This is a genomic window from Pseudomonas sp. PA-1-6B, from assembly GCF_021609545.1.
In the GTDB taxonomy this organism is placed as follows: domain Bacteria; phylum Pseudomonadota; class Gammaproteobacteria; order Pseudomonadales; family Pseudomonadaceae; genus Aquipseudomonas; species Aquipseudomonas fluorescens_BV.
The window spans coordinates 1-16270 of sequence record NZ_WJZM01000089.1; the positions used below are offsets into that span (position 1 = coordinate 1).

Annotated in this window: 12 protein-coding genes; 4 read left to right on the forward strand and 8 right to left on the reverse strand. The window is 61.6% G+C overall.

Features of this window, described 5'->3' with window-relative positions; genetic code table 11:
- Positions 1-94, forward strand: a 94-nt coding sequence (locus tag GIV35_RS26040) for an IS3 family transposase (protein WP_213152642.1), incomplete at its 5' end; no start/stop codon positions are given.
- A gap of 92 nt (positions 95-186) precedes the next feature.
- Here the strand turns inward: GIV35_RS26040 and aepX are convergent.
- From aepX to GIV35_RS26070, 6 genes are read right to left on the reverse strand one after another with little or no spacing between them, the layout of a single operon-like run.
- Positions 187-1077, reverse strand: a complete 891-nt coding sequence (gene aepX / locus GIV35_RS26045) for a phosphoenolpyruvate mutase (protein ID WP_072448313.1) — start codon at positions 1075-1077, stop codon at positions 187-189.
- Between the two features lie 48 nt (positions 1078-1125).
- Positions 1126-1971 carry a hypothetical protein gene (locus GIV35_RS26050; protein ID WP_200647525.1) on the reverse strand — a complete coding sequence of 282 codons (846 nt, stop codon included), beginning with the start codon at positions 1969-1971 and terminating at the stop codon, positions 1126-1128.
- A 24-nt stretch (positions 1972-1995) separates the two neighbouring features.
- Positions 1996-3225: a pyridoxal phosphate-dependent aminotransferase gene (locus GIV35_RS26055; protein WP_105228571.1), complete on the reverse strand. Its 1230-nt coding sequence runs from the start codon at positions 3223-3225 to the stop codon at positions 1996-1998.
- 39 nt (positions 3226-3264) lie between these two features.
- Entirely contained in the window at positions 3265-4482 is a 1218-nt protein-coding gene (locus tag GIV35_RS26060; RefSeq protein WP_105228573.1) for an MFS transporter, read from the reverse strand.
- 32 nt (positions 4483-4514) lie between these two features.
- On the reverse strand, positions 4515-5339 hold the full coding sequence (locus GIV35_RS26065; RefSeq protein WP_236265278.1) for a hypothetical protein: 825 nt from the start codon (positions 5337-5339) through the stop codon (positions 4515-4517).
- Between the two features lie 34 nt (positions 5340-5373).
- On the reverse strand, positions 5374-6567 hold the full coding sequence (locus tag GIV35_RS26070) for an MFS transporter (RefSeq protein ID WP_236265277.1): 1194 nt from the start codon (positions 6565-6567) through the stop codon (positions 5374-5376).
- A gap of 95 nt (positions 6568-6662) precedes the next feature.
- On the opposite strand from GIV35_RS26070, the gene GIV35_RS26075 reads away from it, so the two are divergent.
- Positions 6663-7592 carry a LysR family transcriptional regulator gene (locus GIV35_RS26075; RefSeq protein ID WP_202692472.1) on the forward strand — a complete coding sequence of 310 codons (930 nt, stop codon included), beginning with the start codon at positions 6663-6665 and terminating at the stop codon, positions 7590-7592.
- A gap of 66 nt (positions 7593-7658) precedes the next feature.
- Here the strand turns inward: GIV35_RS26075 and ettA are convergent, their stop codons facing one another.
- Positions 7659-9323, reverse strand: coding sequence for an energy-dependent translational throttle protein EttA (ettA, locus tag GIV35_RS26080; protein ID WP_014720011.1), 1665 nt, complete (start codon positions 9321-9323; stop codon positions 7659-7661).
- A gap of 285 nt (positions 9324-9608) precedes the next feature.
- Here ettA and GIV35_RS26085 point away from each other — a divergent pair, with 285 nt between their 5' ends.
- Positions 9609-13460: a sensor domain-containing protein gene (locus GIV35_RS26085; protein WP_105228581.1), complete on the forward strand. Its 3852-nt coding sequence runs from the start codon at positions 9609-9611 to the stop codon at positions 13458-13460.
- A gap of 231 nt (positions 13461-13691) precedes the next feature.
- Positions 13692-14945, forward strand: a complete 1254-nt coding sequence (gene glyA / locus GIV35_RS26090) for a serine hydroxymethyltransferase (RefSeq protein WP_003194304.1) — start codon at positions 13692-13694, stop codon at positions 14943-14945.
- 183 nt (positions 14946-15128) lie between these two features.
- Here the strand turns inward: glyA and yjiA are convergent, their stop codons facing one another.
- Positions 15129-16088 carry a GTPase gene (gene yjiA, locus GIV35_RS26095; protein WP_105228583.1) on the reverse strand — a complete coding sequence of 320 codons (960 nt, stop codon included), beginning with the start codon at positions 16086-16088 and terminating at the stop codon, positions 15129-15131.
- Positions 16089-16270: the final 182 nt, after the last annotated feature.

A 16270-nucleotide genomic window follows, 5' to 3' on the forward strand; every position in this document is an offset into this window, starting at 1 on the left:
TGAGTACATCCATTACTACAACCATAAGCGAATCAAAACGAAGCTTGGCGGACTGAGCCCTGTAGCGTACAGAACTCGGTCCGCTGTAACCTAACCAACAGCTGTCCAACTTTTGGGGCGCACTTCACACCGCCTTCGCGAGCAAGCCCGCTCCCACAGCATTTGCCCACAGACCCGCGCATGTCTCTAGCGCGTACCGGGCACCAGGTCGAGTATCTCGTCGATGCCCAGGCAACGTGGCTCCAGCTCCAGCGTCCTGCCATTGGCGAGTATGCCGACGGCGGTATCGCGCATGGCCAGGTAGGCACTGCGCAACATGTGATTGGCATAAATCACCGCATTGAAACCTGCTCGCTCCAGCACCTCGAACTTCAGGTGAACATAGCTGGTCGGCACGCAAATCAGCGGTACCCTGGGCCGCTGCAGGCGAAACTGCCGGGCGAATTCCAGGATTTCCAGGCCATCCTGCTTGCGGCTGTGGATCATGATGCCATCCGCCCCCGCCTCGACATACGCCAGGCACCGTGCCATCGCCTCTTCCATGCCGCGATTCAGAATCAAGCTTTCACACCGGGCAATCATCATCAGCCCTGAGCCGGTGCGGCTCGTGCAGCCGGCCTGGAGCTTGGCGCAAAAGGCCTCGATGGACTCCTGCGCCTGGTCGACCTCGATGCCCAAGAGTGAGTTCTTCTTCAAGCCGCACTTGTCTTCGATCACCACCGCCGAGACGCCCGCACGCTCCAGCATCTTGATATGAATCGCGAAATGTTCGGCCTTGCCGCCGGTATCGGCATCGAAGATCAGCGGCAGCGAGCACACATCGAATATTTCGCGAATCCCCGGCAATCGGTTACTGGGCGAAAGAATTTCGATGTCGGGTAGCCCGCGCTGGGTCGAGTCGGTCAGCGAACTCGACCAGATGGCGTCGTACCCCACCGTATGCCCTGGGCTGATCTCCAGCCTGGCGCGCTGCGCGAGCAACGCCGATATCGGGCTATGGGCTTCGAGTACACGTAGGCAACGGTTGCTATCCAATAGCGCCGACAGAGGACGTCGGCGCGCTTCGGTATCCATCATAGGGTTCAGGCTCCTTATCAGCGGCACAACAAGGGTTATCGGACAGCCTCAATCCCATGCGGGCTGTTCGCACTTGAGCACCGACGCCATCTTTTGCAGATGTTCGCAGGCCCTGGCCACGTACTCCCTGGAGAGCCGTGCGATACGCGCGTAATCCACGGCCTGCCCGGTGGCGCTGGCATACAGCCGCAACGCCTCTGCAGCATGCTTGAAGTGGCGCGCTTCCACGCTGCCGCAATGCACGCTGAGAAAACTTGCGACGCGGCTGGCCTCACCGGCGCTATAGCCCCGCACATCGCGCAACCACTGTTTCCATAGCGGGGTCATCAGGTTGTATTCGCCGGTATTGAACAACTCCGTCATGGCCATCATTTCCAGCGCTTCGATGAGCAGCGGCGCCAACGGGCGCTTTTCCCCCACCCAACCGGAGAACTCCTTGGTAATCGGGTTGAGGAATTTGTCTTGCAGGCGCCATTCATCGGAGCCGCAGATGGCCGAAGCCATGCGGTAATACAGCTTGGAGTGGTGCGGATGCCCATGCATTTCACCCAGCCCGATGTCCTCGACAATGATCTCCCCACAATGGGCCGCCGCCTCGAGCATTTTCAACCGGGCGTCATCCGTCAACGATGCCGACTCCTGGAGGATGCGCACGATGATGCTCGAGACGGCATGGGCGGCGCCGTCCGGGCTACGCCAGCCACAGAAGAACGTACACAGTGACGACTCGCTCCAATTACTGGAGGTCATGTCGACATAGGTCTCGCAGTACGTGTCCAGCGCGGCGGTTTGACTGTTGAAACCGCTGAGCAGGGCCTGGGCCAGATGTCCGTCCTCGACATCCACCAGCGCCTGGTTCACGTACCCGATAAATTGGCGGCTCAGATTTTCCACGGCTCATATCCTTTTAAGGTGGGGTTAATGCGCAACGATTTCTGACATGAAACGAGCGAAGCGTGTGAGGCCCTCAATCAGCGCTTCACGCTCAACGGCGTAGGAGATACGGATGCTGTTGCCGTCACCACAGCCAGAGCCTGGCACTACCGCAATATGGGCCTCGGTCAATAACAGATCGGCCAAGTGGTCGACGTCACGAATAACGGTGCCCAGGTAGCGCCCCCCCAACTTGCGGGACACATCGATAAACAGATAGAACGCCCCTTCCGGCGGGGCGCACCGAATGCCGTCGACATGCCCCAGGCAGGTGCAGGCCGCGAGCAATTGCTGGTCGAGGAAGGCATTGACCTGGCGAGTAAAGTGCGGCGCGTCCGCCATCAGGCTGCCGAGCGCGGCATATTGGGACAGGCTGCTGGGGTTGGACGTCGTATGCCCTTGCAGGTTGTGCATGGCGGCGATGACTGGGGCGGGCGCGCACGCATACCCTACCCGCCAGCCGGTGACCGCGTGGCTCTTGGAAAACGAATCGACCAGTACCGTCTGATGTTTGAGCGGCGCAAACAGCGACACGATGTTGTGATGTTCATGGGGCGCGCGCACCAGTTTGCGGTAACACTCGTCGAACACCACCCAAAGCCTGTGTGCGAAGGCGAGCCGGGCAATACCCAACAGTTCTTCGCGCTGATAAACCGTGCCTGTCGGATTGTTCGGGGTGTTGATCACAATCATCCGGGTACGCGGGGTCAGGGCCTTCTGGACCGCTGCGCAGGTGAGGCGATAGTCATCTGCAGCCGTGTCGACATAGACGGGAACGCCACCGGCCAGTTGGATCTGGGTGGGGAAGGTTTCCCAGTACGGCACCGCGACGATGACTTCATCCCCCGGATTGAGCAGCACCATTGCAGCGTTGTACAGCGCCTGCTTGGCACCGGCGGTCACCGCTATTTCATCGGCGGCGTAACTCACCCCGCAGCGCTGAGTGACCTGCTGCGCCAGCGCGTGGCGAAGCTGGGGCAGGCCGATGGGCGGCGTATAGCGGTTGCGGGCAGTGGCGAGCGCATCGGCCGCGGCGGCTTTCATCACCGGGCAGGCATCGAAGGACAATTCGCCCGCGGCAAAGTTGACCACGTTGACGCCGGCTTCTTTCAAGGCATTGGCTTTACTGCGCATGCTGGACGTGCCGGGTGCGCTGAGACGTTGCGCACGCTGGGACAACGGCAATGACACGGCAGAGGGTTCACTGTTATTCATTGTTATACCTGCCAGAACACGCTGAAAAATTCGTTCGCCCTACCGGGCTTGGGCCTCCAACCCTTGCTGAACCCGCCAGGACAGCGGCAAGGTCAGCAACAGGGTGGCGGCCAACAACAGGACGGCCATGGGCACACCGGTGGCATCCCCAAGGCTGCCGAACAGCACCGGCGCCAAGGCGCCGCCACCGATGGTGCCGGTGTAGAACACGGCGAACGCCTGGTCGCGCCTGCCCGGCCCTGCCAAGTCCGGGACTGCGCCGTACAGCACCGACGACGTGCCGTTCAGCGCCAGCCCCAGCAGCGGCAACATCACCATCAAGCCGGCGTAGGGCAAGTACACCGCCATGACGATCAGCACGGCCGTGGTGAACTCCGTGGCCCATACCGTTTTCATCATGCCGATGCGCGCACCGAGGTAACCGCACAGCAATTTGCCGAAGGCGCCGCCGACGAACAGCATGGTCAGCGCCAGGCCGATGCCCGCAGGCCCGGCGCCCTTGGCCTTGAGCAAAAACGGCAGGAACGTGAGGAAACCCATGCGCACGGCGCTGTCCAGCGTGCCGGTCACGATCAGCGCACGCAGGCCGCTCGCGGAGCCGGCGCCGCCGCCCGTACGGGTGGCTTTCACCGGCGCCGCCGAAGCCTCGGCGCGTGCCGGGATCAGCCACCACAACAGGCCTGCCGCCAGCAGCCCGAGTACACCCAGCAGGGTGACACTGGCGCGCCAACTGATGACCGCCAGCAACAGGCCGATCAACCCCGGAATCAGGGTTTTGCCAATATCGCCGCTGAAGTTGTACTGCGACAGCGCTTGTTTGACGCCCCCGCCGGCCTCGTGCGTATCGGTGATCAACGACGAGGCCAGCGGGTGCTGCGTACTCGCGCCGAGCCCGCCCAGCAGCAGCGCCAACAGCAACACGCCCAGCCCGCCAGCCTGGCCGGCCAGCAGGTAGGCCAGGCCCGCCAACGCAGTGCCACCTACCAGCAAGCGTTCACGCCCCCAGCGTGCGGCAGCACGGCTGGCCAGTAACTGAAAACCGGCCATCATGCCCGCGTAAGCACCGCGCAACAGGCCGATCTGGGCGTAGCTGAGGCCGAACTGCGCTTGCCAGATCGGCAACAGCACATAAATCACATCGGTCAGCCCATCGTGCACGGCATGCGCGCCGCAGCCTGCCACCAGAGCGCGGCGACGCACGCTGACCGGATCAGGCGGCGACAACGATGGCGTTGCGGTCTGCTTCAGGGTGTTCATCTGGGTCAGAGGCTCTCAGGCAAAACGCCGGGTTAACCCAGCAACTGCGCACAGTCGCTCATCACACTGGCTTTACGCTGCAGGTATTGAGCAAAAATGTCGCGCGCCGTGACGGGGTCCACTTCAATCTGCATGGCAGTGGTGAACTCATTCACCGCCGCCACCGCATGGGCAAAATGGTTGCTCTCGGTACCGCCGGTGTGCACCGTGACCCAGGCCACCGTCGCACGGGATTTCTCCGGCGGCACGCCCATGTCCCGCACGAACCACTGCGAGTACAGCGGGTGGATGAATTCCACTTCGCCGTGGGTGTACACCTCGTGGATCAACGTGGTCAGTAACCCCTGCAACAGGTCGCGATCACGCAGGCGGCGGGTGTCGGTCCAGTCTTTGAACGCCTGTGCCGAGGGCAGGCAATTGTCCTTCAATATCCACTGGTCATCACCGCACAGCGCGGTGGCCATGGTGTAGAACAGGTCCGCGTGCAAGGTGTTGCCCAACGCGCCCAGATCTTCATCGGTGATGCGTTGCAGGCTGCCGCAGGCGCGGTACAACTGCGCGGCGGCGGCGGAGCCTTCATCGGAGCGCGCCAGCAAGGTAATGCGGTTGGCCAGGCCGGACACACTGGCCGCCGAATTATTGGTCTTGGACCAACTGGCGAAGAACTTGCGAAGTACCGCCGGCGAATGCCGACGCGAGGTGAGCCGTGCAAAAGCGTCTTCGATATCCACCAGCGCGTCTTCCTGAGCCCAGAAGGCTTCGAACAGCGCGTGGCGCAAGGCGCCGGCCGGCATGTCGTTCAATACCGGTTCGATGAGCTTCAACAACTGGCTGCGCTTGATCACGGTGTTAGTCATGTTCACCTCTCATAGTCCTTTATCGGATGAAAAATCAGGCTGGTTTGCCCCGCTGTCCGGCGATCAGGGCCTGGGGCTTTACCGGTTTCCAGCCCAGCAGGGCAATCGCCAGCGACAACAGCTGAAAACCTGCGACCAACGCGACGCAGCCCGGCCAGCCCCATTGATTCCAAAGCATGGCCGGGGCCACGGCGCCGGCGCTGCCGCCCAGGTAATAGCCGGTCAGGTACAGCCCCACGGCGCCGGACTTGTCCGGGCCTGCCGTGGTGGCGATATACGCATTGGCGGATGCCTGTGCCAGGAATACGCCGGTCGAACTCAGGGCCAGCCCCAACACGATCAGCCACAGGGACGGTAACAATGTCAGCGCCGAGCCACAGATGCCGAGCGCCACAGCGCCGGTCAGTAACTGCGATTGTGGGCGCGATTTGCTCAAGCGCCCCGCAACAGGAATGACCACCAGCGCCAGCAGGAACACCGCATACAAAGTGCCCAAGGCGGCGGCGCCCAGGTTGAACGGGGCCTGGCTGAGATACAGCCCGGCATAGGTAAAGGTTGCGACTTGGGAGAACAGCACGCAGAAACCGACGCCATAGGCCGCCAGCAAGGGTTTGCGCAGAAGCCGGCGCACCCCGTGCATGCCCACGGCCGCAACGCCGGGCCGCGCCATCGGATTGGCCGGCAACAGCCACACAATCAGCAGGCCGACCAGCAGGCTAATCACCGCCAACAGTTCGAAGGCTTCGCGCCAGCCCACATATTGGGTCATGACACCCGAGACAAAGCGCCCGGCAAACCCACCGAGCACCGTCCCCGCAACGTACAAACTGGTGATCTCGGTGACCGTGGCCGCACGCCAGCGATCACCGATATAAGCCACGCTGGTGGCGAACACCACGGGAATCAACATCCCTTCGACAAAACGCCACACCAGCAGCTCGGCAAAACTGTCCACATAGGCCGTCAGCAGCGTCGGCAGCGCCAGCAGCAACGCGGCCACGGCAATCACCGTGCGCTGCTCGAAACGGCCGGTCAGGCGCCCGACAAACGGCGCGGTCACCGCCACCGCCAGCGTGGTCACCGTGATGCTCCAACCTGCCTGCCGGGCACTCACCTGGAAGCTTTCGGCAAACGCAGGCAGGATGCTCTGTGTCGCATAGAGATTCAGAAACGCCGCACAGCCACACAGGAACACGGCGAAGCGGGCGTTATGCATGCGCGGGTTCATGTGGCCTCTCGTCTTATAGTCGAGGATGTTTATAGAATACCCAGCGCAGCGAACACCAATACCGAATTCGGACCGATCAATACCCAGGAAACAGAATGCTTGATCTACGCAAGTTACGTTACTTCCTGACGGTCGCCGAAGAGCTGCACTTCGGCCGTGCGGCCCAGCGCCTGCACCTTGCCCAGCCGCCTCTGACGCGGCAGATCTCGGCCCTGGAAACCGAGCTTGGCTTTCGCCTGTTCGACCGCACCAGTCGCACGGTCACACTGACCGCCCAAGGCCAGCACTTTTTGCCGTATGCCCGCGCAGCGCTGGAACACGCCAGGCTTGCACAAGACATCGCCGCCAAACTGGCTGCCGGCTCGACCGGCCAACTGGTCGTAGGCTATGCCAGCTCGATCGCGTTGTCGGAACTCTTCAGCCAAACCCTGCAAGCCTTCGCCCAGCGTTTTCCCGATGTGCAACTGACCCTGGTGGAGAGCGCTTCCGGCAGCCTGCACACACACGTGCTGGACGGGCGCATCGACGTCGGCATGAGCCGCCTGCTGCCGGAGGCTGGGCAAACCGGCGTCGAGGCTTTGTCCTTGGGGCAAGAACCGTTGGTGGCAGCTCTTTGCAGCGACAACCCGCTGGCGGAGCAGAGCGAAGTCACCCTCGCCCAGCTCAGTGAGTACCCGTTGATTCTGTTCCCCAGCGATTACGGTTCGGGCCTCAACGGCTCCATCGAGCACCTGTATCAACGCCGTGGCCTGGCGCTGCGCCCGGGCCCTGCGGGGCGCCAGATCACCTCGATCATCGCCCTGGTGGCGGCAGGCCAAGGTGTCTCGCTCGTGCCCCAGTGCACCCGAACCCTGGCCAGGAAAGGCGTGGTCTACCGCCCCTTGGCAGACCCCGAAGCCTGGGTACACCTGCTGATACTCACGCGCTCACCGTCACGCTCATTGTTGGTCGAGGCGTTCATGGGGGTGGTCGAAGAATTGCTGCGCAGCCGCCCGGACCTGGCGCCCACGACGCTCCCGGCATAACGCGGACAAAAAAATACCCCTGCGTGAGGGGTATTTTTTCAACAGGCTGTTGCGGCTATTGCAGCATCAGGCCAGCTTTTTGTGACGCACACGGTGCGGCTGGGCAGCGGCCTCACCCAAGCGCTTCTTGCGGTCGGCTTCGTACTCGGTGTAGTTGCCTTCGAAGAACACCGCCTGGGAGTCATCTTCGTACGCCAGGATGTGGGTCGCGACGCGGTCAAGGAACCACCGATCGTGAGAGATCACAATGGCGGCGCCCGGGAAGTCCAGCAGGGCTTCTTCCAGGGAACGCAGGGTTTCAACGTCGAGGTCGTTGGACGGTTCGTCGAGCAGCAGGACGTTGCCGCCCTCTTTCAGGGTCAGGGCCAGGTGCAAGCGACCGCGCTCACCACCGGACAGGTCCTTGACGAACTTCTGCTGGTCGCCGCCCTTGAAGTTGAAACGGCCGACGTAGGTGCGCGACGGGATTTCATAGTTGCCGATGCGGATCTGGTCGGAACCGTCGGAGATCTGCTGGAACACAGTCTTGCTGCCGTCGAGGTCGTCGCGGCTCTGGTCCACACAGGCCAACTGCACGGTGTCACCGATCTCGATGCTGCCGGAGTCCGGGGTTTCCTTGCCCATCAGCATGCGGAACAGCGTGGATTTACCCGCACCGTTACCGCCGATAACACCGACGATCGCGCCTTTTGGCATGGCGAACGACAGGTTGTCGATCAGCACGCGGTCGCCATAGCCTTTGGTCACGTTCTTGAACTCGATGACCTTGTCACCCAGGCGCGGACCGGCCGGGATGTAGATCTCGTTGGTTTCGCTGCGCTTCTGGAATTCCTGCGACTGCATTTCTTCAAAGCGTTGCAGACGCGCCTTGGATTTGGACTGGCGGGCCTTGGCGCCTTTGCGCACCCATTCCAGTTCTTCCTTCATGGCTTTTTCGTGGGCCGATTGCTGCTTGGATTCGGCGGCCAGACGGTCGGACTTGGCTTCCAGCCAACCGGAGTAGTTGCCCTCGTAAGGGATACCGGCGCCGCGGTCGAGTTCGAGGATCCAGCCGGCGACGTTGTCCAGGAAGTAACGGTCGTGCGTGATCGCAACCACGGTGCCCGGGAAATCGTGGAGGAAATGCTCCAGCCAGGCGACAGAATCGGCGTCCAGGTGGTTGGTCGGTTCGTCGAGCAGCAGCATGTCAGGGGCCGACAGCAGCAGGCGGCACAGGGCCACACGACGCTTCTCACCACCGGACAGGTGTTCGACCTTGGCGTCCCAGGCTGGCAGGCGCAGCGCATCGGCGGCGACTTCCAGTTGGCGCTCCAGGTTGTGGCCATCGCCCGCCTGCAGGATCGCTTCGAGCTTGGCCTGTTCGGCGGCCAGCTTGTCGAAGTCGGCATCCGGTTCGGCGTAGGCGGCGTACACCTCATCGAGGCGGGCCTGGGCGTCCTTGATCACGCTGACGGCTTCTTCGACCACTTCACGCACGGTCTTGGTCGGGTCCAGGATCGGCTCTTGAGGCAGGTAACCGATGTTCAGGTCCGGCATCGGGCGGGCTTCGCCTTCGAACTCGGTATCGACGCCCGCCATGATTTTCAGCAGGGTGGACTTACCCGAACCGTTGAGGCCGAGCACGCCGATCTTGGCGCCTGGAAAGAAGGACAGCGAAATGTTTTTCAGGATTTCCCGCTTCGGCGGAACAACTTTTCCCAGCCGATGCATGGTGAAGACGTATTGAGCCATGGTGAACCTAGCGTCAGTGACTGATGAATTAAGCGGACGAAGCCCGTGCCAGGCCATGCGCCGCGCGGGCCTTTGACTATCATCAATGCCAGCGAGCAAAAAAAGCCTGAGTGTCTGGGGCTGGAACGCCCCCGCGTAACCGGCAAAGCTACCTGAATGCGCTGGGGCAGTCCAGCCAGGCAGGACTGGCACTTTGCCACAACTCAAGGCATGCTAGCCGCCCTTCGGGCGTCCGGCTTATAGTGCACGTCGCGCGCCAGTCCAGCCAAACCGCAGGATCACAGTTTGTCCAACGTCACGCCGCCCACGCCCTTGCGCGCCGCTCATATTGCGCCGGGAGCGCCCCTGCACGGCACCTTGAAAGGCGCGTTGGCGACGCTTGTCCTGCTGTTGCTCGCCTTGTTGTTCTGGCAACTGCTGGACCAATTGCAGCAAAACCAGAAAAACCAACAGCAATACACCATCGACTACAGTGCCGACCTGGCCGAGCAGATCAGCCAGAGCATGGCCCTGAGCGCGCAGATCGCCCTGAACCTGTTGCCGATTGTCGAGCCGCCGCGCAACCCCGAACAGCAGCAGGCCCTGATGCGCACGTTGCAGCGCTCGCTGCCGGACCTGCGCAGCTTCGCCCTGCTCGCCCCCAGCGGCGCACTGATCAGCGACACTGCCGAAGGCAGCCAAGACAGTGCCCTGCTCGAAGACCTGGTCAAGCGCAGTCACGCCCAGTCCTACTACCTGAGCAACGACAATGACGGCACGGTCATCTATCTGTTGCTGCACCAACCCAGCGGTGGCTCCAAGGTGTACTGGGCCTTGCGCCTGGCGCCCAATTATCTGGCCAACCTCACGCGCCAGGATGTCCAGGGCCAGCGCCCGATGTGGGCGATCGAGAACAGCCTGAACCATCGTGTGGTCAGCCGTGACAGCGGCATGCCGGCGCAGTGGTCCGGCGCCCTGACGCCGGAAGAGTTGAACCGCAGCGTGCTGGTCACGCCGTTGAGCAAAAGCGATTGGCAACTGCGCGGCATGTTTGACCGCAGCGCGGTGTTGGAACAACTACTGCCGGCCTTTATCGGCAAGTGCCTGCTGGGCCTGGCGTTTTCGCTGATCCCGGTGATCGTGCTGCTCAACATGCGCCGCCGCCAACGCCAGGTGAATGAAGGCCGGCGACGCTACCAGGACATCTTCGAAGGCACCGGCGTCGCGTTGTGCGTGTTGGACCTGTCGGGGCTCAAGGCGTTTTGCAACAAGACCCAGGTGCAAAGCCGCGAGCAGTTGCTCGCCTGGTTGCAGGCCAACCCCACGGAGCGCAAGCAACTGCTCAAGGAGTTGCGCGTCACCGAGGTCAACCAGATGGCCGTGCGCCTGCTGAACGTCGCGTCCTGCGAGCAGGCGTGGGAACGCCTGATCGATGATTGCCCGAGCAATGCCACGTCCATCGGCTATCAGGTGCTGGAGGCCGTACTGACCCGGCAAAAACAGCTGGAGCTGGAAATCCAGCTCAACGACGTGGCCGGCAACGAACAGTACCTGTGGCTGGTGATGCGTTTGCCGGAGCAGCAGGATGACGTCAAGGCCGTGATTCTCAGCATCAGCGACATCACCAGCCGCAAGCTGATCGAGTTGTCGCTGGTGGAGCGTGAAAGCTTCTGGTCGGATGTGGTGCGCACCGTGCCCGATCACCTGTATGTGCAGGACGTGATCAGCCAGCGCATGATTTTCAGCAACCACCATCTGGGCCACACCCTGGGCTACAACAAAGCCGAACTGCAGCAAATGGGTGAGTACTTCTGGGAAATCCTGCTACACCCCGAAGACGCCGAGCACTACCATGACGCGCGCGAACAGCAACGCCAGGTCGGCTACACGACCCAACTGCACTGCCAACTGCGCTTTCGTCACCGCAATAACCAGTGGCGCCGCTTCGATATCCGCGAACAGGCCCTGGCCCGCGATACGTCTACGGTGGTCACCCGGATCATCGGCGTGGCCAAGGACATTACCGACCAGATCGAAGCCAGCGAATCTCTACGCGACAGCGAACAGCGCTACCGGATGCTGGCCGAAAGCATCAGCGACGTGATCTGCTCCACCGACAGCCAACTGGCCCTCAATTACATCAGCCCCTCGGTCAACACCGTCCTGGGCTATGACGTGGACTGGGTGTTCAAGAACGGCTGGCAGTCGATCGTTGCCAACCCTCAGCAGTTGACCGGCATTTACAGCCTGATGGAACAGGTCAGCCGCGCCCTCGGCAACCCCGAGGCCTTGAACACCTTGCGTGATGAAGTCCAGACCCAACTGTTTCTGTTCGACTGCCTGCGCGCCGACGGGCGCAAGGTGCCGATTGAGCTGCGCCTGGTGCTGGTGTGGGATGAACATGGCGCGTTTGAAGGCGTCCTCGGCGTGGGCCGCGATATCAGCCAGCAACGCCGCGCCGAAAAAGACCTACGCATGGCAGCCACGGTGTTCGAACATTCCACTTCGGCGATCCTGATCACCGACCCGGCCGGTTATATCGTGCAGGCCAACGAGGCGTTCAGCCGGGTCAGCGGCTATGCGGTGAGCGATGTGCTCGACCAGTTGCCCAATATGCTCACCGTCGATGAGCAGCAGGAAGCCCATCTGCGTTATGTGCTCAAGCAATTGCACCAGCACAGCACCTGGGAAGGTGAAGTGTGGCTCAAGCGTCTCAATGGCGAGCATTACCCGGCCTGGGTCGGCATTACCGCCGTGTTCGACGATGAAGGCGACTTGGCCAGCTACGTATGCTTCTTCAGCGATATCAGCGAGCGCAAGGCCAGTGAGCAGCGCATCCACCGCCTGGCCTACTACGACGCCCTGACCCACCTGCCCAACCGCACCCTGTTCCAGGACCGCCTGCACACCGCGTTGCAGTCGGCCGAACGGCAGAAGTCGTGGGTGGTGCTGATGTTCCTCGATCTTGACCGCTTCAAGCCGATCAACGACTCCCTCGGCCACGCGGCCGGCGACCGGATGCTCAAGGAAATGGCCACGCGCCTGCTCGGTTGTGTGGCCGAGGACGACACCGTGGCGCGCATGGGCGGCGACGAATTCACCTTGCTTTTGCAACCACGGGTCAGCCGCGACATGGCGCTCAACCGTGCGATCCATGTGGCAGAGCAGATCCTCGCCAGCCTGGTCAAACCTTTTGTGCTGGAGGGCCGCGAATTCTTCGTGACCGCCAGTATCGGCATCGCCCTCAGCCCGCAAGACGGCAACGAGCTGAGCCAATTGATGAAAAACGCCGACACGGCGATGTATCACGCTAAAGAGCGCGGCAAGAACAACTTCCAGTTCTACCAGGCCGACATGAACGCCAGCGCCCTGGAGCGCCTGGAACTGGAAAGCGACCTGCGCCACGCCTTGGACCAGAACGAATTCGTGCTCTATTACCAGCCGCAATTCAGCGGCGACGGCAAACGCCTGACCGGCGCCGAAGCCCTGCTGCGCTGGCGCCACCCGCGCCGTGGCCTGGTACCGCCTGGGGACTTTATCCCGGTGCTGGAAGAACTCGGGCTGGTGGTGGATGTGGGCGACTGGGTGATCGGCGAAGCCTGCCGCCAGCTCAAGACCTGGCACCAGAACAAAGTGCGCGTACCGAAAGTCTCAGTGAACATCTCGGCGCGGCAGTTCTCCGACGGCCAGTTGGGCACGCGCATTGCCACCATCCTCAAGGACACCGGCCTGCCGCCGGCGTGCCTGGAGCTGGAACTGACCGAAAGTATCCTGATGCGTGAAGTCAACGAAGCCCTGCAGATCCTCGCCAGCCTGAAAAACCTGGGCCTGAGCATCGCGGTGGATGACTTCGGCACCGGCTATTCGTCGCTCAACTACCTCAAGCAATTCCCTATCGATGTGCTGAAGATCGACCGCACCTTCGTCGACGGCCTGCCCTCGGGTGAGCAGGACGCACAGATTGCCCGGGCGATCATTGCCATGGCCCACAGCCTGAACCTGGCGGTGATTGCCGAAGGCGTGGAAACCCATGAGCAGTTGGACTTCCTGCGTGAGCATGGCTGTGATGAGGTGCAGGGTTACCTGTTCGGGCGGCCGATGCCGGCGAATCGGTTTGAGGTGCAGTTCAGTAATGATGCGCTGTTCATGTTTGACTGAAAGTGCTGTGGTGAGTCTGAGGGCCTCATCGCAGGCAAGCCAGCTCCCACATTTGACTGTGTGAACCCGATCAAGTGTGGGAGCTGGCTTGCCTGCGATGGGGCCAGTACCGACACCGCCCATCCCCAGATGAACCCCACTTGTCCGCGACATGATGTCCTTTCATATGCCATCTAAAACCCATTGGGTTAGAATGCCCTCCTTTTCTGCCCCCGATCCTTGAGGACCGCCATGTTCAGCCGTGATTTGACTATTGCCAAGTACGACGCCGATCTCTTCGCCGCCATGGAGCAAGAAGCCGTGCGCCAGGAAGAGCACATTGAGCTGATCGCTTCGGAAAACTACACCAGCCCTGCGGTGATGGAGGCTCAAGGTTCGGTTCTGACCAACAAGTACGCCGAAGGCTACCCAGGCAAGCGCTACTACGGTGGTTGCGAGTACGTCGACGTGGTTGAGCAGTTGGCCATCGACCGTGCAAAAGAGCTGTTCGGCGCCGATTACGCCAACGTCCAGCCACACGCCGGTTCCCAAGCCAACAGCGCCGTGTACCTGGCCCTGCTGCAGGGCGGCGACACCATCCTGGGCATGAGCCTGGCCCACGGCGGTCACCTGACCCACGGCGCTACGGTTTCGTCCTCCGGCAAGCTGTACAACGCCGTTCAGTACGGTATCGATGCCAACGGCCTGATCGACTACGACGAAGTCGAGCGCCTGGCGGTTGAGCACAAGCCAAAAATGATCGTGGCTGGTTTCTCTGCCTACTCGCAGATCCTGGACTTCCCACGTTTCCGTGAAATCGCCGACAAGGTCGGTGCCTACCTGTTCGTCGACATGGCCCACGTGGCCGGTCTGGTGGCTGCGGGCGTTTACCCCAACCCAGTGCCTTACGCCGACGTGGTCACCACCACTACCCACAAGACCCTGCGCGGTCCACGTGGCGGCCTGATCCTGGCACGCGCCAACGCCGAGATCGAGAAGAAGCTCAACTCCGCCGTTTTCCCGGGCGCCCAAGGCGGCCCGCTGGAGCACGTGATCGCGGCCAAGGCGATCTGCTTCAAGGAAGCACTGCAGCCTGAGTTCAAGACCTACCAGCAGCAAGTGGTCAAGAACGCCAAGACCATGGCCAGCGTGTTCATCGAGCGCGGTTTTGACGTGGTGTCCGGCGGTACTGAAAACCACCTGTTCCTGCTGTCGCTGATCAAGCAGGACATTTCCGGTAAAGATGCTGACGCTGCCCTGGGCAAAGCCTTCATCACCGTGAACAAGAACTCCGTGCCGAACGACCCACGTTCGCCGTTCGTCACCTCCGGCCTGCGCTTCGGCACCCCGGCAGTGACCACCCGTGGCTTCAAGGAAGCCGAGTGCAAGGAACTGGCGGGCTGGATCTGCGACATCCTGGCAGACCTGAACAACGAAGCCGTGATCGACGCGGTACGTGAGAAGGTCAAGGCCATCTGCAAGAAGCTGCCGGTATACGGCGCTTGATGGCAGTTGCGTGAATAAGAAGCCCGGCTCATGAGCCGGGCTTTTTTATGCCGATTTCAATTTGAAACAGGGTCAAGTGTGGGAGCTGGCTTGCCTGCGATAGCGGTCTATCAGTTAGCCCATCAGGGGCTGATCTGCCGCTATCGCAGGCAAGCCAGCTCCCACAGTGAAATGCATTTCAAGTCAGGGTTGGTAAACCTTGGCAAAGCCTTCACGAATCTTGTCTTCCGGCAACTCATCGGCAATAAACACAATCACACTCTCACGCGCCTCGCCCTCGGCCCATTCGGTGTCCCAGTCGAAGCCGTAGAGTTTCAGCACGCCCTGGAACACCATGCGTCGGTCTTCTCCGGCAATGTTCAATACGCCCTTGTAACGCAGCAGTTGCTTGCCATGGTCTTGCAGCAGTTCGTTCATGAACTCGCTGAGACGGTCGATATCCAGCGGCTGGTCGGTGCGCAGCACCAGGCTGGAAATACGGTCGACCGAAGGCGCTGCACTGACCGGGCGCAGGCTCATGCCGGCATTGAGGTTGAAGCCGCGCACATCCAGCAACTCGGCCAGGTCAATCTTGCCGTGATCCACCACACGAATCGGCGCACGCCGGTTGATGCGGGTGAGGCGCTGGCTGAGGGCGTCGAAGCTGGCGTCGTCTACCAGGTCGCGTTTGCTCACCAACAGGCGGTCGGCAAAGCCGATCTGGGCCTGGGCGATGGTCTGGGTCAGATGATGCTCGGCGTGGGCCGCATCCACCAGGGTGATGATGCCGTCGAGGATATAGCGTTCGCGCAGCTCTTCGTCGATGAAGAAGGTCTGGGCCACCGGCGCGGGGTCGGCCAGGCCGGTGCATTCGATCACCAGCCGGTCGAAGGCGATCTCGCCGCTGTCCAGGCGTTCCAGCAACAGGTACAGGGCTTTGGTCAGGTCGGTGTGGATGGTGCAGCACACGCAGCCGTTGGACAGGGTCATGACTTGCACCGGCTCGTCGCCCAAGAGCTGGGTGTCGATACCGGCGTCACTGAATTCGTTCTCGATCACGGCGATTTTCAAGCCGTGTTCGGCTTTGAGCAGGTGGCGCAGCAAGGTGGTCTTGCCGGCACCGAGGAAGCCGCTGAGGATGGTGACGGGGATGGGAGAGGACACAACTGTTCTCCTGATAATTGAATGAACACAAAACAAAAGTGGGAGCAAAGGCCCCTGTGGGAGCTGGCTTGATCTGGTCCAGTAATTTTGGACATTCTTATCGGTTTTCACGCCGCTAGCTTTTCCGCCGCTATCGGTGAGTGGTAACCGTTGTAACTGTGGCGCCTTACACTGTTGTAGCG